Origin of the sequence: Halomonas sp. Mc5H-6, from assembly GCF_024124705.1 — a bacterium.
Taxonomy (GTDB): domain Bacteria; phylum Pseudomonadota; class Gammaproteobacteria; order Pseudomonadales; family Halomonadaceae; genus Vreelandella; species Vreelandella subterranea.
Genome location: NZ_JAMXSI010000011.1, coordinates 94,722 through 115,394, shown reverse-complemented (window position 1 = coordinate 115,394; position 20,673 = coordinate 94,722). Strand labels below are relative to the sequence as shown.

The window sequence follows — 20,673 nt, the reverse complement described above, 5'->3', positions numbered from 1 at the left end:
GGATCAAGGGGTTCGACCAACTGAAGCTGGTCGTGGACAACGTCCAGTTTCGGGATGGAGAGCAGGTGGATGATCAAACTGGCAGAGACGCCGCCTGATGGTCATACACCAGATTTGACAATAACTCTGGACAGGGTACGTCAAGGCGAAATCCCCTGGACGGTATTAGATGATCTGCATCGGGAAAGCCTGGTCAAACTACTCAATCAACACGGGATTACGCTAGACGAGGCGACCATTGATCGCGTCAATCACTTTTGGCACCAGTTAGACCCATGGCCGGACGTGCAACGTGGCCTTCAGCGCTTAAAAGAGCAATACATCATCGCAACGCTGACCAACGGTAATATCTCACTGATGGTGGATGTCGCCCGTTATGCTGAACTGCCGTGGGACATGGTGTTTTCCGCCGAATTATTCCAGCACTACAAGCCTGATCCGGAAGTCTATTTAGGGGCTTGCCACCTGCTACGCCTACCGCCTGAAGAAGTGATGCTATGCGCGGCGCATAATTCTGACCTGCGTGCTGCCCGTGCATTGGGGATGAAAACGGCGTTTATACCCCGGCGTACAGAATATGGCCCGCAACAGCGCAATGACTTAGAAGCCGAGGAAGCATGGGATGTGGTGGCTGAAGATCTCGTCGCGTTGAGTGAGCAGCTAAAAGCACACTAGCCATTTCGTGCGCCCGCAGTGTTTTCAACAACAGATCCCTTCCCCGACGGTGAACCAAAACTTAGCCAACAAGATGGAACAGCTTTAATGCACTACCGCCCCATGACCATCGACGACTATGACGCCACCATCGCGCTATGGAGCGAAAGCGAGGGCGTGCGGCTGCGCGATGCCGATTCCCGAGAAGGCATCGAAAAGTACCTACGGCGCAACCCCGGCCTGAGCTTTGTGGCGGAAGAAGAAGGGCAACTGGTGGGGACGATCATGGCGGGCCACGACGGCAAGCGCGGCTATGTACAGCACTTATCGGTGGCGAATTCTCACCGCCGCAATGGCATCGCGACACAGCTGGTCAGCCTTTGCCTGGAAGCGCTCAAGCATGAGGGCATTCTGAAATCGCACCTGATGATCCTCCCTGAGAACGAAGCGGCCAAACAATTCTGGGTCAGCCAGGGCTGGATGTGTCGATCCGATATTAAGCTGTATTCGTTTGTGAATGGGGATAACCCGAACGTTTAGCCGTTGTTACACCTCGTATTTCTCGCTGGGCGAAAACCAGGACATTGCCTGGAGCTAAGTGGTGAAGCCGATTGAGACGATGGCGGATAGGGTGGCGTTCGGCCGGGGAGCGCGCGCATGACGTCTTTGACACTGAGCGGCAGTGCTGGGAAATGCCGCAAGCGCGCGATCCTTTACGCTTCCAGGTACTCGTCATAACAAGAGCTTTTGTAAGTTGTGTGGTTCAGCATTGCCAAATACCCAGGTCGCGGGTTTGCTTGTTGTTCCGGTAGGATGTCTGGACTCTAAGATAACGATGCTGCCTACGGCGCATATCTTCTCATCCGGCAAGGCTGTTTGGGATGAGCGGTTAGGGGAAGTGCCAAAGTTTGAGGGGCTGCCAACGTGGACCGCCATCAAATAAGCAGTGCATTAAATTCGTGACGGTGGTCCGATGGGCCTCCATCGAACGCCGTTTATGCCGTCATTTTCAGGCTATGTTGACAAGTGTCCCGTGACGCAATACGTTTTTCTCATTATCAACCCCTTCGCTGACAAACGAACCCAAGAACTCTCCAAGGGCAAATCAAAGAAATTTCCTGCGGATGTTGCACCTAGAGCTGCTAGATAAACTTGAATACGTGGATCGATCTGGCCGTACAGCGTGAGGATTTGAAAGTGCCGCCCGGCAATCGCCTTCACCCAGTGTCCGGAAACAGGCAGCGGCAGCACGCAATTTCAATCAATGATCAGTGGCGTATCTGTTTTTGTTTTGAAGACGGCGATGCTTATGGAGTCGAAGTGTGTGACTCCCACTGAGTGGGGTGATGACTATGGCCTTACCGTTTCGGGGTTGGCTGAATGCGCAGCGATCTGTTGATCTTTGGAAGGCAGCTCAGTCGGTCAAGTAAGAAGTGGATCGAATCAAGCCGCTACATGCTGCATAACCAGGCCATGCACCGGATGCCAAAACCTCCGCTTTCCTCTGATTTTGCCACCGGTAATGGCGGGCGTTTTGTGTATCAAATAGTGCAGTTTTCAAGGCCATGTGGAAGGAGGGAGTTAAGGTGGGTATAAGGACTGCTGTGGAGCAGGATCTACCGAGAATCGTCGAAATTTATAACGCCGCAATTCCGACTCGGCGTTCGACGGCTGATACCGAAACAGTCACCATAAATTCGCGCCTTGAGTGGTTTCGCAAACACAATCCAGACCGTAGGCCTCTTCTCGTTTACGAGCAAGGCGACGAGGTTGTGGCGTGGATCAGTTTCGAAGACTTTTACGGCAGGCCGGCATACCAACATACGACAGAACTAAGCATCTACGTCGCGCCAGAGCACCAGGGCAGGCTTATGGGTAAGAAGATGTTGCAGGCAGCGGAAGAGTTGGCGCCTCGGCTGGGCATACAGATTCTGGTCGGTTATGTCTTCGCTCACAATTCACCGAGCATTCGACTGCTGCAGGCATTCGGGTATCAAGAGTGGGGGCGGCTTCCGAATGTCGCGCAGATGGATGGCAAAGAGTATAACCTTTGCATCCTGGGTAAGCGTCTTGAGCACCAAGCCAGTACCGAACAAAGCGCTCCCGCCAACCGCTGAAAGCGGCGGCTGAGCGATGCGTTAATCAGAACTCCCGCCAGGGTCCGCTCCTGGCCGATTCCTGTCTATGTCGGGGATATTTACCTGACAGATGCAACCATTCCCATCAGAGCTGAATACTGTTTTTTCGTAAGAAAAAATGTCTTCCGCTTCACCTTGCCAGGGTAAGACAGATGGAAGGTCACTTTTGCTTCTTTGAATCCGTCATGCGATCTAAGGTGCTGTATGTCGTCGATAAAAATGAAGTATAAGAGGCACTGTTAAGCAGGACTCACGAATTTTCGTTAAGTTGCTTCAAGAACGCCATTCTTGAAGCAACGGCGATATACTTATTGCTGTTCGATGTCGGAACAGATGGCTCGGGTCATATCCTGCGTGGTCGCAGTACCTCCAAGATCCATTGTTTGTAGACCTGAGGCAGTCAGTCGCTCGATTGCCGCCATAAGTCGCCCAGCGGCAGTCGCCTCCCCTAAGTGTTCGAGCATCATGGCAGCCGTCCAGAAGGCACCCACTGGGTTGGCAATACCTTGGCCAGCAATATCAAATGCTGACCCATGAATCGGCTCAAACATGGAGGGAAACGCTCTCTCAGGATTAAGGTTGGCAGTGGGGGCAATGCCCAAGCTGCCTGAAAGAGCGGCGGCCAGGTCCGACAAGATATCGGCATGGAGGTTAGTCGCCACAATAACATCCATGGTCTCGGGTTTTAGTACCATACGGGTAGTGGCTGCATCGACAAGTTCCCTATCAATCGTCACGTCAGGAAACTCTTTCGCAACCTCGAAAAACACTTCATCCCACAGCACCATGCCGTATCGCTGGGCGTTCGACTTGGTGACCAATGTGAGTTTTTTCCGCGGGCGGCTTTGGGCGAGTTGAAAAGCGAAACGGTGAATGCGTTCTATCCCTTTCCGAGTAAATATCGCCACCTCCGTGCCGACCTCCTCGAGATGCCCGCGATGCGTACGGCCACCGTTGCCCGCATATTCACCTTCGCTATTTTCGCGAACGATCACCCAATCGATTGTTTCAGCACCTTTTAAGCGGCTATTCACGCCAGGGAGCACACGGGCAGGGCGTACATTGGCATATTGGTCAAAGCCCTGGCAGATAGCGAGCCGAAGGTCCCAAAGCGATATATGGTCGGGAACCTCCTGGCTGCCTACCGCACCGAAGTAGATAGCATCAAATGTCGAAAGCTTTTCCAGTCCGCCTTCCGGGATGTATTCGCCCGTCTCGAGGTAGCGCTTAGAACTCCAATCGAAATCTTCGAATTCAAACTGAAAATCGGCGCTTTTGTGCGACAACGTTTCCAGTACCTGCTTGCCTGCCTCAATGACCTCAAGTCCTATTCCATCACCTGGAATAACGGCTACACGATGACTGCGCATATCTGAAGCTCCTGCTTGTTTATAGACAACGTTGTTGTAAATTGTTGTGGTCGAGCGTCTAGGTCGATCATCGCAACGTTCAGTGGAGATGCTTATGGAAGACTTTCATGAGTTCTCGTTTGTCCTCGAAACCAATACCGGGCATCACAGGAATTGCAACGCTCCCTGCCTCAATAGGCGTCGAGTCAGCGAAGCCTCCAAATGGCGCAAAAACCCTCGGATAAGATTCGTTTCCTCCAAGTTTCAAGCCAGCGGCAATATTCAAGGCAAACTGATGACCACCATGAGGAATGCATTGTCTCGGTGACCAGCCATGCTGTTTTAGTACTTCTAATATGCGCAGATATTCAACCAAACCGTAGCTGAGCGCCGGATCCATCTGCAGAATGTCTCGGTCGGCGCGCATACCGCCATAACGCAGCAAGTTGCGAGCATCCTGATGAGAAAATAAGTTCTCGCCGGTGGCCATGGGGGGCGCATAGTGCTCACCCAGTTGCTGCTGCAAGGCGTAGTCGAGGGGATCTCCCGCCTCCTCGTACCAACGAACCCCATAGGGGGCCAGGCCCTCCGCGAAGGCCAGCGCGGTCCTGAGATCGAAGCGGCCATTGGCATCAACGGCAAGGCGTGAAGCGTCACCGACGACGTCGATTGCCGCCTCGACCCGTTCGAGGTCTTCGGCCAAGGGCACCCCGCCGATCTTCATCTTGGTGCAGGTATAGCCAAGGTCGAGATAATCACGCATCTCGTCTTTAAGGGCACTGACATGCTTACCGGGATAGTAGTAACCGCCTGCCGCATAGACCGATACTTTCGCATCGGCTTTACCATCGCCATGACGCTCGGCCAGTAGCTGTGCCAGGGACTTGTTCTCCGTCTTGGCAACGATGTCCCACACCGCCATGTCGATGATGCCCACTGCCACCGAACGCTCACCGTGCCCACCGGGTTTCTCGTTGGCCATCAACACGTCCCAGACCCGGAAGGGGTCGAGATTGGCCCCGCTGTCATCGACCAGGGCCGTGGGATCGGCTTCACGAAGGCGAGGCAGAAAGCGCTCGCGCAACAGGCCACTCTGCGCATAGCGGCCATTGGAATTGAAACCGTAGCCCACTACCTGACGGCCATCGACCCAGACATCGGTATAGATCGCCAGGACCGATACATCCATCTTCGCGAAGGAGATATAGGCGTTGGCAATGTCCGAGGCGATTGATACCCGCGCCTCACGAATATCGGTGATTTTCATGCATCACTCCTACTAAAAGAAAAGACCCGTCGGCAGGCGCACATTGAGCACCTCCGTGAAGGTCAGGTAAAAGACGCCGACTAGCACCACAATGATGGGGCTCCACTTCAGCATTCGCTGCCAGCTAACCACCGTCTCGACCCTGGCGAGGTACCAGGTAAGCGCGAAGAAGGCGATCAGCGTCGTAAGTAGAAACCCCAGCAGGTCGACCAGGCCCCACCATAGAAAGAAGCCGATGATCACAGTGACCAGGCGCAGTGGGCTGCCGGTGATCTCGACTTGGCGGCCACTCGGCTTGACGAAGCCCTTGACGATCAGGGCGACCGAAATGAGAGTGAGGATTAGCAGGACGGCACGCGGAAAAATGATGCTCAGCCTGCCGATATCCGCCCGCGGGAACCATAGCGCGGCACCGAAAATCAGGCCGAGGGCACCTGCGGCGATATCGGTATTGAGGCGCACGATCATGACGAGCCTCCGTTATCCTCTTCGACCTTGTCCAGAAGCCCCTTGCGGGCCAGCCATATGGGCACCAGTGCCGTGGCTGCGCCCAGCAGCACCATACCGGCCAACACCATGGAAAGCGGATTGCTCACCAGCCGCAGCCAGGGAATCGGGTCGACGACCGCCGCCATCAACGTCTGCACATAGCCCTGTTCGGCAATGCCACCCAGGATCAGGCCAAGCACGATGGGGGCCGCCTGGATGCCGATCAGCCGCAAGAAGTAGCCAGCCGTGCCCAGGATGAGCATGATGCCTACATCCAGCATGCTATTGCGCAATGCAAATGTCCCAAGGATGGTCACCATGGCGATGCTCGGCACCAGGAAATAATAAGGCGTGCGAATGACCACACGATGGATCAGGCGCCCGCCCAGCAGTCCCACCGGCAACAGCATCAGCGCCGATAACCCCATGGAGAGAATGAAGCCGTTGGTCAACACCCCAGACTCGGTGAACAGGTCGAGGCCCGGTCGCAGGCCATGCATCAGCAACACCCCGAGAATGATGGCATCGGGAGGCGCTCCGGGAATGCCCAACGTCAGCAGCGGCACCATGCTGCCAGCTACCATCACGTTGTTGCTCGACTCCGAGGCCACCACGCCATCGATGTTGCCCTTGCCGAAACTCTTGGGATCCTTGGAGAAACGCCGTGCCTCGTTGTAGGCCACCAGGCTGGTGACGTTTCCTCCGGCCCCCGGAATGATCGCGATAATCTGCCCGATCAGGCAGGAGCGGATCAGGTTGACGGGCTTGATGAAGATATGCCGCGCGATCCTGGCGATGGAAACCTCCTTCTTGCGCAGCTCGCCACCACCGGGCAATGCCCCGCGCCCCTCAGCCGCCATGGTCAACAGTTCGGGGACCACGAACAGCCCGATCAATGCGACGATCAGCTCGATGCCGCCTTGTAACGGCGGATAGCCAAAGGTGAAACGGCTCTCTCCTCCGACGGGCGACACCCCGATCGTGCTAAGCAGAATGCCAATACAACCCGCCAATAACCCTTTCAAGAGCGAGTCGCTGGACAGACTGGCCACCAGCGTCAGCCCTAACATCGCCACCCAGAACATTTCTGAGGGGCCGAAAGCAACCGCCAGCCGGGCAAGCGGCGGCGCGAGAATCAATAGAAAGATGACCCCGATGATGCCGCCCACCACTGAAGCAATGGTCGCTGCCGCCAGGGCCTCATAGGCTCTGCCCTGACGTGCCATCGGGTAGCCGTCAAACGTGGTGGCAATTGACGATGGGGTACCGGGCGTATTGATCAGGATGGCCGTAAAAGCACCGCCATAGATAGACCCCATGTAGACCGCCCCCAGCGCGATCAACCCCTGCAGAGCTTCCATTGAGAACGTGAAGGGGAGGAGCATGGCAAGCGCCATCGTGGCCGTCAGTCCTGGCATGGACCCAATGAAGAGTCCCGCTGAGACGCCCAGCAGTACTGTGAAGATACTTTCAAAGGTAAGGAGGGAGGTCAGCGCCTCCAGTAACATCTCCATGAGTCACCCTCCCAGTGGCCACGCGTGTGGCCATCATGGTTCAAGAAAAAGGGGCCCACTCAGGAGCCCCACGGAGGGAAAGGTGTTACTCGGCCTCTTCGAGGATGGGGCCGTAGGCCTCACGCAGCATGGCCATGACCTCATCAACTTCATCACCGGTGATGTATTCCATCACAAAGCCCAGCGGCTCCTGTTTTTCGGTGATCTGACGGTTGGCCTCTGCGAAGGCTTCTTCGAGGGTTGCAACCACCTCGTCAGGGGTGTCCTTGGGCACCGCAACGCCGCGATAAGCACCGCCCACGATGTCGTAGCCCTGCTCCTTGAAGGTGGGGGCATCAGGCAGCGCCTTGACGCGCTCTTCGGCGGCCACTGCCAGAACCTTGACGCTATCGGCCATCTCGGTGCCCAGCATGGTGTAGTTAAAGATGCCAGCGACATGGCCACCTTCCAGCGCCCCCTTCAATGGCCCGGTCCCCGAGAAGGGAATGTAGGTCAGATCGATATCGGCTGCTTTCTCGAAGCGCAGCATGTCCAGGTGATTAGCGCTATAGGTACCACTGCCGCCCAAGGTAATCGCCTCTGGGTTCTCCTTGGCGTCCTCGACGAGATCTTCCAGCGTGTCGTAAGGGCTATCGTCGGAGACGATCAGCGCATTGGGAGTTGAGTGGAAGAAGGTGACGATTCTCCAGTCGTCGGTCTCGTAACCGGCGTTATTGCGCTGGATCGGCTGGCCGATGATATGCGGAATATTGACCCCGATGATCTCGTAGCCGTCAGGCTCAGCGCTGTTCTGGAATTCGCTCCAAGCCACGGCACCCCCGCCACCCGGCCGGTGAGTCACGTTGACCGACACGCCAAGCTCCTCTTCCAGGATCGGCTCCTGGAAACGCGCCGTCACATCGGATTCACCGCCTGGATCGAAGGGAATGATGTAGGTGATGTCTTCTTCCGGGTACTCAGCCTGGGCCATTCCGGCAAGGCCCATGGTGGCGATTGCCGTTACGGACATCGCGAGCGTCTTGTAGGTAAATGTCATAAAGTGGTGCTCCGAAGTAGTTGTATTATTTTATCTACGTTTCTTCGTCGTTATGGGCAGTGACGCGAATCAGGACCGTGGTGTTTGTTTTTATATTTCTCGGCCTGCGTCCTACGGGGTCGTTACACACCCTCATTCGCCAGCGTGAACGACCTTACAGTTCAAGCTAGTCGAGTTGTAAAAGTTGTCAAATCCCTATCCTTCGAAGACGCGCCGACGCGAACTGCTCAAGTGATGCTGCATACAAAAAGCGGCACGCTCAGGGTCTTCAGCAAGGATGGCGTCGTGGATATCACGGTGTTCGACTTGTACTTCGGGGACATGACGCTCTGGGCGTCGCAAGCCCAGGCCGCGGGCCATGTTTTGGCCATACGTGATGGCGGGCTTAAGCGACAGCAGGGTGTCGGAGAAAAACCGGTTATGCGTGGCGTTAGCGATGGATAGATGAAAATTGAAATCAGCATCCACGCCCAGCTCATTGTCGCGGATACGTTGCTCAAGCAATGCCAGCGCTTGAGCCAGTGCCACACGTTCTTCGTCTGTTGCCTTGATGGCCGCGAGTCGTGCGGCCTCGGTTTCCACGGCGACTCGGAACTCAAAACAGCGTTGGATATCGGCCAGGCTTTCCAGCGGAGCGAACTCAAGCATGGCACGCTCGGGTCGCCGCTGGACGAAACTTCCCGCCCCACGTTGTGAGCGAATTAATTCATCATCGCGCAGCCTGGCCAACGCTTCGCGCACGATTGGACGCGACACACCGTAATAGGACGCCAGTTGCTCCTCTGATGGAAGCCGCTCACCCTCACCGAATTCACGCTGAATAATTCGGTCTACAATATCGCCGTAAACCCGGTCGCTAAGCTTCTGGCCCTTGCCGTCTGGCATCTCCCTGGAAGGGGGCGCTGGCGAGACTTTTTCCATGGATGGAGGCATGCACTTTCCCCAAAACTGTTGGTCGTCACTGTTTATTCAATCTGTTTATTAAATACCAGCATACGACAGCAAAGTGTTGGGCCTCCATCTTCAGCGCGGTTCAATCGTTACCTGAAAAACCCGGCAACGAACGATAGCGGGTTCGGTCTCCCTGAAAACCACGCATGGATGCCCAGCCCGATGGGCTTTAGCGCTGAGACATCGGCCGATCAGTGGAATATGGGGAGCGGATGCCATGTAAAGCGAGATAGAAAGAGCGCCCGCATCGAGGGCGCTTTTGCGGATTGGCTATCAACAGGTGACAGAAAGCATTTTCGACTACAGTTAGTTACATAATGTTGAGGCCATCGGATGCGCTATGCCCAGGGGTATATAGCGCATCCGCTGCCCCTCCGTCATCGGTCATGAGCACTGTTCAAGTGCGCATCATCATGGGGAACACCATGACAAAACAAAAACTGATCCTGCTCTTTGATGGCACCTGGAACGACCCAGAAGACCAGACGAATGTTTATCGTCTTACACGGCTCATCCACGATTATGATGGTGATGTAAGGCAACGGTTCTATTACGACCCCGGTGTGGGTACCTCCAGGTTTCGGCGCATCAGCGGCGGTGCCTTCGGTTTCGGGCTGAGCAAACATTTACGGAAAGGCTATGACTGGCTTTGCAGGCGTTACCAGGAGGGCGATGAGATATGGATATTCGGGTTCAGCCGTGGTGCCTACACGGCCAGAAGCCTGGTGGGGCTGATACGAAAATGCGGGTTGGTGCACGTGGTCACGCCAGGCTTGCTCGGCAAGGCCGAAAGCATTTATCGAGACAAAAATCTGCACCCGGATGCTGATGCTTGCAAGGATTTCAAGAAACGCTACAGCCGCCAGCCGAGGATTCATTTCATTGGCATATGGGATACCGTTGGCGCGCTGGGCGTGCCCGGCACCACCCTGTTTAAAAGCAAATACGATTGGCACGATACAGAGCTTTCCAGCATTGTCGATCATGCCTACCAAGCGGTGGCGCTGGATGAACATAGAGTGACCTATAACACATCGCTCTGGACCAGCACGGATGGCAAGCAAAAAACGGGTAACCGTGACGTAGAGCAGCGCTGGTTTATCGGCGCCCACGCCAATGTAGGCGGCGGCTATGGCGCTGACGACACACTGCCCGACATACCGCTGAGCTGGATGCTAGGCAAGGCGGAAATGGCGGGTCTGAAAGTGGCTCAATACGACGTTGCCGAGGATGCCTGGAAGACCGCACCAAGAGATTCTTTCGCCGAATTTCTGTGGGGGATTTACGCCAAATTCAAACGCATCGGAAAGGCAGAAGACGGCCGATTCTACCGACAATATTCACAAGGGATGCAAGGAAAACCGGCGGTCAATATCTCAATCGATGACAGCGTCTGGAAGCGCTGGGCCGATACAACCTGTGAATACCGCCCACGCACCTTGACCGATGCCCACCTGTCCCCACCGGAGCAATAGGCAGGGCAGGCAACCTTGATCGGCGTGGCTCCATTCGCCAAGGCCGCCAGGGCGCAGTATCATAGGCCGCTAATCAAACCACAGAAGCCATTACTATGTCGTGCCCGCCTTGCCCCCGTTGTCAGTCTGAATTTGTTTACCAGGACCAAAGCCTGTTCATCTGCCCCGAGTGCGCCCATGAATGGAACCCCGAAGAGGCCGCCGCTGAAGACGCGGTCACCGTCAAGGATGCCAACGGCACCCTGCTGGCAGAAGGCGACAAGGTCACGCTAATAAAAGACCTCAAAGTGAAAAGCAGCTCTATCGTGCTCAAGATTGGCACCAAAGCCGTGATCAAACGGCTCAAGGAAGGCAAGGACCACCAGCTGGACTGCAAGGTCGACGGCGCGGGCGACATGATGGTCACCGCTCAGTTTGTGAAGAAGGCCTAACTCCTCCATCCAATCCATCCGCTACCGACTAAAAGCTAAGCTGCAAGGGTGTGTTTAACATAAGTAAACTGCTAGGCTAATTTTACTAGAGCGAAAATCGCCGCAGGGAACAACTTAATGTCACATGCCCCACGCATTGAGCTTCACCCCGTTAACCAGCGCGTGCAGGTGCATGTGGATGGCAAGCTGCTTGCCGACTCCACCCAAGCTCTCGAACTCCGCGAAACCGGCTACCCGCCACGGCATTATTTCCCGCGCGAAGACGTGCGGATGGATTTACTGACGCTTTCCGAAACGACGACCCACTGCCCGTTTAAAGGCAACACGGTGTATTTCTCGCTGGGCGACAATAAAGATATTGCCTGGAGCTACGAGCAGCCGATTGAAGAGATGGAAGCGATAGCGGGTAGAGTTGCATTTGGTGGGGAGGTGAACGAATGATGTCTTTCGACCCAAAGCAGATATGCTGGAAAATGCAGCAGGCGCGCGAATTTTGGATATACAGCCTAATGGAAATTAATAGCCAAATGAATCATAGGCTTGGAAGAGCCTGACAGGCTGCATTTGTTGGGAAAAAGTGTTGGCACGTTCAATCAATCATAGAGCGCGCCGTCTAATAGGCTGTTAGATCGATATACTGAGAGGAGGATAAAACTATGGCAGCACAAACATACAGCATGGACTTTGATGGATATTGGCGTGACGAAAACAAAGGCAGCTTGCCGGCTAAGTCCGGGGTCTACTGCGTCTATAGTTGTGTGCACAATAGGTCTGAGAAGACAGTGTCTATTAACAAGCTGATATATATAGGTGAGGCAGCAAATGTTAATGCGCGAGTTGCTGGTCATGAGAGGTACAATGATTGGAAGCGACATCTGAAGTCTGGAGAGGAACTCTGCTTTAATTTTGGAGGTGTCGGTGCTTCCGATCGTGATCGTTGCGAAGCGGCGCTTATTTTTAAGCATAAGCCGCCAGAGAACTCCGAGTATGTGAGCTCGTTCCCATTTGATCAGACAACGATGAAATTGACGGGAAAGACCAGACTTCTGACGGAAAATTTCACTGTGTATCGAACTTAGCCGATCTAACCAGGCCAGGCACGGCGACGCCTACTCCATTGCGGCTTCGCCTCCATTTCGTAGCCGCGCGTGCTGAGCGGCGTTAGGGCTATAACTGGAGGTATCGTGAAACAGCCATACGAAAATGTATATTTAGGGAATTTTATTTTTGCCCTTGGTTTTCAAGCAGCACAAACGGAAAAAGGCTTATCAGACAAGTCTGTTCAGCTTGTACAACAAACCCCTGATGAGCAAAAACTGAATGATTTATTTATAAATTGGTCAGGAAAGAGCTTCATTTTCGAATTTAAAAGAAACCCTGATAAGGTTAGTACGGAACTCGAAAAAGAAGCCAAGAAGCTGTTGAATGAAAGCTTAAACTCGCCTGCAAACGAAGAAGTATTGGCTCTAAGTAACAAGTCGCATTTTCTTGGCTTCGGGCTAGAGCGTGGGTTAGGGTTTATACCTTACAGCACTATTCATAACGATATTGACAGCTATTGCCCTTTGGATGAATTCTGTCTTGCACTTGTAGGTGGAGAACATGACTTCGGATTAAGCTATGATGAGTTAACTAAATACTTAGCTTTTATAGCATCCGCAACTAAATCAACTACTGACGGGTGTGGTGGATTTATTTTAAACATTTCCGATGATGGATGTTTAAATATGATTCCATTCGACAACGTGGATGTCTTGTCTCAGTCTTTAGACATTAAACCAGAGCCTCCTTCACCGGCGCCTACTCGCTCATTTGGTCCGAGTATGTAGCCCTAACAAGTTGCTCAAAAGGACGTAAAAAGCTTGGCTTACGCTCCTTCGTCGCTCATTATAGCCAAGCATTTTACGCCTCTTAGAAAGGCGTTATGTGTATTTATACAGGCTGTATGCTTGAACAGTTATCGGTCAGGGTGTAGGCTGGTTTTGTGTACATAAATTGTACACTGATCGGTCAGGGTAATCCTGGAATGCTCGCACCCTTGAGGAGGGTTCAAGATGGCTGTCAAGCACACACCAACAGGTGAAGTTCACAGCGGTAACAAAGGCGGTAAAACTGGTTGCGGTTTCGATACTCGTGACAACTCCAGCCACTGGGTTTCATCGCATGAAAGGATCACGTGCGGCAAAAACGGCTGCAAAAACTGATTCTTACATGGTTTGCTTCCGTTGCAGTTGACCCGAGATCAAGTCAACGGGGGCAAACCACATAACAGTCAAGTCACGGCGACGGTTACTGCATTGCGGCTTCGCCTCCATTCCGCAACCGCGCGTGCTTAGCGGCGTTAGCTGTAAATAAATAGGATTGACGATGACCCGATATCAACGATCAAGTCAGATTTGGTCACTACTTATTTGTGCGGCGAGAGAACGAAAGTCATACACCTATGGCGAAGTCGCCGACATATTAGGATTTGGCGGCGCCGGTACTATGGCGCAGTTCCTGGGGCCAATTATGTGGTTCTGCGAGGATAACGATTACCCGCCGTTGACAGTGTTGGTAGTCAACGCCGAGACCGGAATGCCAAGCTCGGGTCTGTCGACGCTCGAAGAAGTCAACGTCGACCGCGAAGACGTCTTCGCTTTCGATTGGTTTGAGCTTGAACCACCTCAGTGTGAGACGTTTCGCAATTCAGATAGAAACTAACAAATCACTGCAGTTGACCGCCCAAAGCGCTGCTGCGCTTCGGACGGCAACTGAGCTTAGGCGTTAGCGATAAAACCTATGCCTTACGATTCTGAAAATTGTCTGAAATGCCCATACCTTAGGCAAGAACACCTTTCGCCCGAGAGACAGACTCGTCGTGATGATCCGCCTGTTGAGCTTGAATGTCACAACTCACGAATATTGATCGTTGCGGAAGCCCCTGGAATCGAGGAATGGCGCGTGGGTGCTCCATTACAACCGACGAAAAAACAAGGTGGCGCAGCCGGAGCCAGGATTGCTCAGTCATGGAAACGAAAGAACAAGCGACGAGAAGACTTCGATATTGTTAATGCTGTTCAGTGTTACCCCGGTGTCAAAAGCGATCAGAGGGATGCTAGGCCCCATCAATTGGCCGTATGTTCCTGCTCGGGCAGGTTGGCGGTAATCTTACGTGAAAAGAAATACGATCGTGTTATTTGCTTTGGAGATGCCGCCAAGGAGGTGATAACGCATCTACGCAAGGTTCTTAACCTCACCTTTGATGTAGACGTGCGTCGTCATCCCACAGGAGGGGTAAAAAATGCTGATTTGGACTCGGCGTGGTGAAAGCTAACAAGTGCAGGCACAGCGACGCCCACTACATTGCGCCTTCGGCTTCATTCCGTGGGCGCGCATACTGCAAGCGTTATGCGCTAAGGAATAGTTGAGAGTATGGCATCGGGTGTATCGAATAAATTAACGGGACAGGTTGGGGAGCACCTAGTGTCGGCAGTACTGGGTACGCTTGGCTACTACGCTTCTCCATACTCTGGAAACGTTCCCGGCTTTGATGTCACAGCGGTTCACTCTGAATCTCTCAGGTCATTTCCTGTTCAGATTAAAGCGAGTACGAAGGGTGCGTTGGTTCAGTCCTCGATCGATAAGTGGTGCGACCACAATATCGGCGCAGATAATCGTCAAACAATTGGTCCATTGAAACCGCTTAAACATCCGAATTTGGTCTGGGTTTTGGTGCGGCTGGGCGATGCGGGAATCAGCGGAGCAAGATTTTTCATCTGCACTGAACGCGACATACAAGAGAAGATCGTCGCCCGGTACTTAGCTTTTATGGAGAGGCACGACTATCGCCGTCCTGGAGGCGGCGCTTCTCCGCAGGCGATTCTCAACATCAAGGATGTCGCGGAATTTGAGGATAATTGGAGAATCCTCCCGGACTATCAGGCTGACTCTGGCCTCGCATAACCAGTGCAGGCTCGGCGACACCTACTACATTGCGCCTTTGGTCCATTCCGTAGGCGCGCATGCTGCAAGCGTTAGGACTTCGAATGGAATACGTATCAATATCCCTGTCTGCAATAGCGCTGGGTCTCAGTGTATTCACCTTCTACTGGGTTCAGCTGAGAGTCAGCGATAGATTACACCTTGTCCGAATCGACAAGTTAGGTGAGTTCAAGAATCCGATGTTTGCTCTTGTCAATAATGGCACTCGCGATATCTTGATCACCTCGGTCCAAGGACGTTTTCAGCATGCCGACTACAATAGTGGGACATATTTTTCTCAAAGGCTAGAAACTACCGATGGCTCTTCAATGTTGCTATCAGCTGGCAAAGCCATGGAGTGCAGAGTCATTTTTCAAGAGATGCCGACGGGTAATTTCGTAAACAAAGGCAAACCACGAGAAGGTTCAGTCCCACCGGTATATGAGTTCGAGTTTGACGTTGAGGTAAACTGGGTCGACGCCTCGGCACACAGTCACTCCGGCCAGGCAAGGATCGCAAAGTACGGATTCAGTGAAGACGCCAAAATGATGATGTTTTCTCCGCTAGAGGCAAAGCATGACCTATACGGAAAGCCCTAACAAGGCCAGTCACGGCGACGTCTACTACAATTGCGGCTTCGGCCTCCATTTCGTAGCCGCGCGTGCTGAGCGGCGTTAGAGAGCAACTAATGCCGACACGCCATGGGCGCGACACGGATGCAAGTCTGGCCCACCTTGCATTCGTCCTAATTGGGCCATCGACGAGGAGGGAATGCCATGTCCACCACTGGTGAACAGCCCGGAAAGGGCATCTACACTTGTGATAAGTGCGGAGAAACGGTGCGGCTTGATGATGAGACCGATACGCTGCCGCCATGCCCACGATGTCACGGCACAGAGTTCACGCCGTGATCCCATGGGCAGGTACAGAGATCCCCCAGTACGCTGGGGGATCTCTAACACGCCGCTCAACATAACCGGGTTCCGCTTCGCTCCACCTGGCACGTTAGCTTTGCGTTAGGCACCCTCAAGCAAGGCGAAACCAAGTTGACACGCTATCCGACCAATACACTTATAACACGAGAAGCTTTCGAATCATCACGCTGGGATGAGGCACTGAATACTGCCGCACGAGAAGACTACTCATCCATGTGGCAAGCACTATCGACGGCTACTCGTGAGGCTTTTCGTGAGGCTTTCGATGGAGGCAATCTGGAACAAGGGCGTGTTCTCTGGCTTCTCGCAGACGCGTACTCAATGATGTTAAAGGCGGGAAGTATCAACGAACACTTAAAGCCCGATGGCAAGTGATCAGCATTACCCGATGATCAAAGATGCCAACGGCACCCTGCTGGCAGAAGGCCACAAAGTTACGCTGAAAAAAGACCTCAAAGTGAAAAGCAGCTCCCTCGTGCTCAAGATTGGCAAAAAAGCCGTGATTAAACGGCTCAAAGAAGGCAAGGACCACCAGTTGGACTGCAAGGTCGACGGCGCAGGCGACATGATGGTCACTGCACAGTTCGTGAAGAAGGCCTGAATCCCCATCCCACCAACCGCTACCGACTAAAAGCTAAGCTGCGAGGGTGTGTTTAACATAAGTTAACTGCTAAGCTAATTTTACTAGAGCGAAAATCGCCGCAGGGAACAACTTAATGTCACATGCCCCTCGCATCGAGCTTCACCCCGTTAACCAGCGCGTGCAGGTGCATGTGGATGGCAAGCTGCTTGCTGACTCAACCAACGCCCTCGAACTCCGTGAAACCGGCTACCCGCCACGGCAGTATTTCCCACGTGAAGATGTGCGGATGGATTTGCTGACCCTTTTCGAAACGACGGCCCACTGCCCGTTTAAAGGCAACACTGTGTATTTCTCGCTGGGCGATAAACAAGACATTGCCTGGAGCTACGTGCAGCCGATCTAAGGGATGGAAACGATAGCGGGTAGAGTAGCGTTTGGTGGGGGAGCAAATGAATGACGTCTTTCGACTTTGAGCGGATATCAACTTCATGAGAGCGTTATGTAAATATGCTCTTGGTATTAAGCCGGTGGGATTATAGCCAATAGAAACCATCGGTATGGTGCTGATGAACCCGGGTATGCGCAAAGATATGACACTTGCGTTATAAAGCTCAAAGCTCCATGGTTTAATAGATTGGTATCTTGATTATGATGGTCATCTTATAGGAGCACGCACTGGAGATAAGCATTCTGATGAAGCCAGACGGGTGATAATATACCCTCAAACTAAAAGTATATTACGTATCATTGTGATTCGTTTACTACCTGTTTTGATATGTTTCGTCGAAAATTAATAAAAATGAAGGTAGTGTTTACTTTTAGCTTCATTCGTGATTTTGGCTTTCGAAAAAATCAATTTTAGGTGGCTAGTTTTTAGATTTTTATGCTATTAAGGGGGAGAGTTATGGATAAGCTTAACAGAAATAAACTCGAGCAAGGTGATTTCGAGACTTCTATTCGATTTGCCATTAGAAATATTGTGAGGTTTGGCGATACGGATATCTTTCCGTTTCCGTTAGAAACAAGGATGCTTGATGACTGTGAAAACCAAATACTAGAATTATTTAAAGACGTGCACTCTAATTTTAGCAATTCACTAAATTCATTCCCCCCGTTAAATGTTGATTGTTGTTCCACGGTTGGGTATTACGGTTTTAGGTGGGCAACGCAAATTGATCCTATCTGGAATGTTTACTTTCTTGGATTGGTTGTAAGTTTGGCTAAAAAAATTGAAGAGCAGAGGCTGCCTTCGGAATACGTTTATTCCTATCGTATATCTTTAGATGTTGATAAGCATTCTCTTTACTCAGAAGATATCAGCTGGAGAAAGTTTCAGTCTGATAGTCTAGATATGTGCGAAAAAGACGATGAAGTATCACATGTTGTTGTTTGTGATATCGCGGATTTTTATACTCGTATTTATCATCATCGCCTTGAGAATGCCTTAGACAGGCTGGACTCAGGAAAAAATATATCTTCTAAGATAAAAGCATTGGTCCAGTATTTTTCGGGCACAAACTCATATGGTCTTCCCGTCGGCGGCGCGGCTTCTAGGATTCTGTCAGAACTAATTCTTGATTCTGTAGATAGAATAATGAAGCTCCATAGAATTGAGTTCAAACGATATGTTGATGATTATGTTATTTTTTGCAAATCGAAGGAAGAGGCACACTCAGCTCTCGCTTTTTTGAGTCGCAAGTTGATGGAGAATGAAGGACTTACACTCCAGAAACATAAAACGAATATCATGTCCAAGGATGAGTTTGTTAACATTACAAAGGCAAGACTCAAAGGAGTTGACGAAGACGAAAAATCCCCGATGAAAGCCAAATTTATGAGTCTTCCAATAAGGTACGACCCATATTCTCCGAATGCTGATGAGCAATATGAAGGAATCAAGCAATCACTAGCTGGGTTTGATCTTCTTGGTATGTTAACTTCGGAGCTTCAAAAGTCGAAGATAAATCAATCTTTCAGTCGGCAGTTGATCAAAGCCTTCGCGGCTACAGATGACAGACAGCTTTCAAGTGCTTTCCAAGTAATTTCTAATAATTTTAATGACCTTTATCCTATATATACGACTATAATGCAAGTTGCTATAACCAACTGGAGCCGACTGAGTGAAGACACGAAATCAGAGGTCCGTTCAGTAGTAAGGGGGCTTGTAAGTGATAAGTCTTTTATTTTAAAGACAGATATTAATGTTGCCTACCTTATAAAGTTGCTCGCTCAGGAGCACTCCGCTGAGAATGAGGAAATTCTTCTTATTTTTTATCGCGAGCACTCTGATAGTGTTCTTATCCGTCAGTTGGTCACTCAAGTGATGACTAAATGGAAAGCGCATTACTGGCTTTCTGATATAAAGAAAACATTTTCTACAATGGATGCGCGTCAAAGGCGAACATTTATATTGTCATCATATTTTTTAGGCGATGAAGGCAAACACTGGCGGGAACATAACAAGAGGAACTTTAATTCAATAGAGCTTCTTTACCGAGATTGGGCGGCTGAGCGAGTGGGTAAAAAAGATCTGGAGACTGCTTTATGATTTCCGAAACTACCTTCTCTAAAAAGTTTACTTCATTTTGGTCTCAGTTACTTCCAAATGCCAATAACTATATACGATTGGTGAATGAAGCAATGGTGGAATCACTTTATGCACCAGAAAGACCAGTGAGAAATGAAAATGTCGCATTGTGTAATACAATTGCATTCGAGATCTTCCGACTAGTAAAGACTGGAGAGTTATCGAAAGATGAGGTTAGTTCTGGGGCAATATTTTCCAATGTCACTTTTGATAAATTAGCAAAAGATTGCGAGAGTGAGCTGAAAATATTTAGTCATGGAAACTCCATGAACCTTCCTCTCTTAAAAGGCGAGCTAAATGATATTCGTTCGATTGCTATTCATATGGTTGAATATTTTCCAGCAGGTGCGACTAACATAACCTTTTCGCCAAGGTTTGAAGGAATGGGGTTCTTGAATAGCGCAGAAGGAGATATTCTTTTGGCCGATTCTTTGATTGAAGTTAAAGCTGGATTTAGAAATTTTAGCGTCAATGATATAAGGCAGTTATTGGTATATCTTTCTCTGAACCATTATAGCAGGTCACCTTATGTAATAAGCAAGGTCGAGCTATATAATCCAAGAATGGGAATGGTCTTCGAAGAAAACGTTGAGCGAATTTGTGATGATATAAGTGCACTTCAACCTTCTGATCTGTACCATCAAATTCTTCTTTTTGTCACTGAAAATAATTTTATTGAGCTGCCAGATGCGTAAGTTCCTTCGCTTTTAAATTCTGGGAAACATCGAAGGTTTTATCAGCTAGAAGCTAATTAAGGTTTAGCCTTAATGTAAGCCGTAGATACTCACTATGATGGAGCCAATACTATTCTAAAGGCGGGTCCAATTGAAACTTAAGATATACATGGCGGTCTAAATTCCTCGGATTCAGGTTTCCAAGTGCAACACTATTGAAGGGTTCTCGGACCGCCGACGGATTTCCGCCGCGTCGCGGACCAAAACCAACGCGCGAGGTGGGCGTTATATCAAGATCATCTGAACATCCGATCTTGGCCGAAAACCGTCGCTGTCGCCACCAGCGCCGGTAATGTCGGCTTTGATTACAACCTTCCCATCCTACTCACCCTCATCACTTTCTTCGTTGATGCATCATTCAAAATCCCGCGTTTAGCTTCGATGAGCGTGAGCCATACGCGTGCGGGGGGATGCCGGTGTAGACCAACTTACTGGGAAGAGACGGTTGGGCGTGGGCAGTAGTTGTAGGGCGGTGCGTAAGAACTCTGAGCCTTGGGATTTGGTACCGTCATTGGCAATATGTTCTCGGCCGCATGTAGGCGGTATGGCATTACACATCTGATGGGT

General features: G+C 51.3%; 24 protein-coding genes and 1 pseudogene. 19 read left to right on the top strand and 6 right to left on the bottom strand.

Annotated features, from left to right (window positions below):
• Nucleotides 1-69 precede the first annotated feature (69 nt).
• The 5 genes from NH395_RS14795 to NH395_RS14775 all read left to right on the top strand — a co-directional run bounded on the left by NH395_RS14795 (nt 70) and on the right by NH395_RS14775 (nt 2,771).
• On the top strand, nt 70-675 hold the full coding sequence (locus tag NH395_RS14795) for a haloacid dehalogenase type II (RefSeq protein ID WP_253025932.1): 606 nt from the start codon (nt 70-72) through the stop codon (nt 673-675).
• Nucleotides 676-762: 87 nt separating this feature from the next.
• A complete protein-coding gene (locus tag NH395_RS14790; RefSeq protein WP_253025931.1) occupies nt 763-1,194 on the top strand; it encodes a GNAT family N-acetyltransferase in 432 nt (143 codons plus the stop codon).
• Nucleotides 1,195-1,336: 142 nt separating this feature from the next.
• Nucleotides 1,337-1,597: a GFA family protein gene (locus NH395_RS14785; protein ID WP_253025930.1), complete on the top strand. Its 261-nt coding sequence runs from the start codon at nt 1,337-1,339 to the stop codon at nt 1,595-1,597.
• A 254-nt stretch (nt 1,598-1,851) separates the two neighbouring features.
• A complete protein-coding gene (locus NH395_RS18500) occupies nt 1,852-1,992 on the top strand; it encodes a type II toxin-antitoxin system RelE/ParE family toxin (protein ID WP_253025943.1) in 141 nt (46 codons plus the stop codon).
• Between the two features lie 227 nt (nt 1,993-2,219).
• Nucleotides 2,220-2,771, top strand: coding sequence for a GNAT family N-acetyltransferase (locus NH395_RS14775; protein WP_253025929.1), 552 nt, complete (start codon nt 2,220-2,222; stop codon nt 2,769-2,771).
• A 329-nt stretch (nt 2,772-3,100) separates the two neighbouring features.
• Here the strand turns inward: NH395_RS14775 and NH395_RS14770 are convergent, their stop codons facing one another.
• From NH395_RS14770 to NH395_RS14745, 6 genes are all read right to left on the bottom strand, one after another.
• On the bottom strand, nt 3,101-4,162 hold the full coding sequence (locus tag NH395_RS14770) for a tartrate dehydrogenase (RefSeq protein ID WP_253025928.1): 1,062 nt from the start codon (nt 4,160-4,162) through the stop codon (nt 3,101-3,103).
• 79 nt (nt 4,163-4,241) lie between these two features.
• The gene (locus NH395_RS14765) at nt 4,242-5,408 is read right to left on the bottom strand and encodes a mandelate racemase/muconate lactonizing enzyme family protein (protein WP_253025927.1); all 1,167 of its coding nucleotides are present in this window, start codon (nt 5,406-5,408) and stop codon (nt 4,242-4,244) included.
• Nucleotides 5,409-5,420: 12 nt separating this feature from the next.
• The gene (locus NH395_RS14760) at nt 5,421-5,876 is read right to left on the bottom strand and encodes a tripartite tricarboxylate transporter TctB family protein (RefSeq protein WP_253025926.1); all 456 of its coding nucleotides are present in this window, start codon (nt 5,874-5,876) and stop codon (nt 5,421-5,423) included.
• Nucleotides 5,873-7,411 carry a tripartite tricarboxylate transporter permease gene (locus NH395_RS14755; protein ID WP_253025925.1) on the bottom strand — a complete coding sequence of 513 codons (1,539 nt, stop codon included), beginning with the start codon at nt 7,409-7,411 and terminating at the stop codon, nt 5,873-5,875. The genes NH395_RS14760 and NH395_RS14755 overlap by 4 nt, the downstream gene beginning before the upstream one ends.
• A gap of 85 nt (nt 7,412-7,496) precedes the next feature.
• Nucleotides 7,497-8,447 carry a tripartite tricarboxylate transporter substrate binding protein gene (locus tag NH395_RS14750; RefSeq protein ID WP_253025924.1) on the bottom strand — a complete coding sequence of 317 codons (951 nt, stop codon included), beginning with the start codon at nt 8,445-8,447 and terminating at the stop codon, nt 7,497-7,499.
• A gap of 195 nt (nt 8,448-8,642) precedes the next feature.
• On the bottom strand, nt 8,643-9,380 hold the full coding sequence (locus NH395_RS14745; RefSeq protein WP_253025923.1) for a FadR/GntR family transcriptional regulator: 738 nt from the start codon (nt 9,378-9,380) through the stop codon (nt 8,643-8,645).
• A gap of 443 nt (nt 9,381-9,823) precedes the next feature.
• On the opposite strand from NH395_RS14745, the gene NH395_RS14740 reads away from it, so the two are divergent.
• From NH395_RS14740 to NH395_RS14675, 14 genes and pseudogenes are all read left to right on the top strand, one after another.
• Nucleotides 9,824-10,873: a DUF2235 domain-containing protein gene (locus tag NH395_RS14740; RefSeq protein WP_253025921.1), complete on the top strand. Its 1,050-nt coding sequence runs from the start codon at nt 9,824-9,826 to the stop codon at nt 10,871-10,873.
• 95 nt (nt 10,874-10,968) lie between these two features.
• Nucleotides 10,969-11,304, top strand: a complete 336-nt coding sequence (locus NH395_RS14735) for a zinc ribbon domain-containing protein YjdM (RefSeq protein WP_253025919.1) — start codon at nt 10,969-10,971, stop codon at nt 11,302-11,304.
• A gap of 117 nt (nt 11,305-11,421) precedes the next feature.
• Nucleotides 11,422-11,745, top strand: coding sequence for a DUF427 domain-containing protein (locus NH395_RS14730; RefSeq protein ID WP_253025917.1), 324 nt, complete (start codon nt 11,422-11,424; stop codon nt 11,743-11,745).
• A gap of 215 nt (nt 11,746-11,960) precedes the next feature.
• Nucleotides 11,961-12,383, top strand: a complete 423-nt coding sequence (locus NH395_RS14725; RefSeq protein ID WP_253025915.1) for a GIY-YIG nuclease family protein — start codon at nt 11,961-11,963, stop codon at nt 12,381-12,383.
• A gap of 105 nt (nt 12,384-12,488) precedes the next feature.
• The gene (locus NH395_RS14720) at nt 12,489-13,133 is read left to right on the top strand and encodes a hypothetical protein (RefSeq protein WP_253025913.1); all 645 of its coding nucleotides are present in this window, start codon (nt 12,489-12,491) and stop codon (nt 13,131-13,133) included.
• 538 nt (nt 13,134-13,671) lie between these two features.
• Nucleotides 13,672-14,007 (top strand): hypothetical protein, encoded by a 336-nt coding sequence (locus NH395_RS14715; protein ID WP_253025911.1) that lies wholly within the window; start codon nt 13,672-13,674, stop codon nt 14,005-14,007.
• Nucleotides 14,008-14,085: 78 nt separating this feature from the next.
• Nucleotides 14,086-14,613 carry a uracil-DNA glycosylase family protein gene (locus NH395_RS14710; RefSeq protein ID WP_366066001.1) on the top strand — a complete coding sequence of 176 codons (528 nt, stop codon included), beginning with the start codon at nt 14,086-14,088 and terminating at the stop codon, nt 14,611-14,613.
• 156 nt (nt 14,614-14,769) lie between these two features.
• Entirely contained in the window at nt 14,770-15,249 is a 480-nt protein-coding gene (locus NH395_RS14705) for a hypothetical protein (RefSeq protein ID WP_253025907.1), read from the top strand.
• A gap of 83 nt (nt 15,250-15,332) precedes the next feature.
• Complete coding sequence (locus tag NH395_RS14700) at nt 15,333-15,866, top strand: hypothetical protein (RefSeq protein ID WP_253025905.1); 534 nt, start codon at nt 15,333-15,335, stop codon at nt 15,864-15,866.
• 177 nt (nt 15,867-16,043) lie between these two features.
• On the top strand, nt 16,044-16,178 hold the full coding sequence (locus NH395_RS18495) for a zinc ribbon-containing protein (RefSeq protein WP_253025903.1): 135 nt from the start codon (nt 16,044-16,046) through the stop codon (nt 16,176-16,178).
• 415 nt (nt 16,179-16,593) lie between these two features.
• Nucleotides 16,594-16,803 (top strand): annotated as a pseudogene (locus NH395_RS14690) (alkylphosphonate utilization protein); the annotation flags it as partial.
• 115 nt (nt 16,804-16,918) lie between these two features.
• A complete protein-coding gene (locus NH395_RS14685) occupies nt 16,919-17,188 on the top strand; it encodes a DUF427 domain-containing protein (RefSeq protein WP_253025901.1) in 270 nt (89 codons plus the stop codon).
• Between the two features lie 501 nt (nt 17,189-17,689).
• Nucleotides 17,690-19,333, top strand: coding sequence for an RNA-directed DNA polymerase (locus NH395_RS14680; protein WP_253025899.1), 1,644 nt, complete (start codon nt 17,690-17,692; stop codon nt 19,331-19,333).
• On the top strand, nt 19,330-20,067 hold the full coding sequence (locus NH395_RS14675) for a hypothetical protein (RefSeq protein WP_253025897.1): 738 nt from the start codon (nt 19,330-19,332) through the stop codon (nt 20,065-20,067). Before NH395_RS14680 ends, NH395_RS14675 begins: the two co-directional genes overlap by 4 nt.
• Nucleotides 20,068-20,673 lie beyond the last annotated feature (606 nt).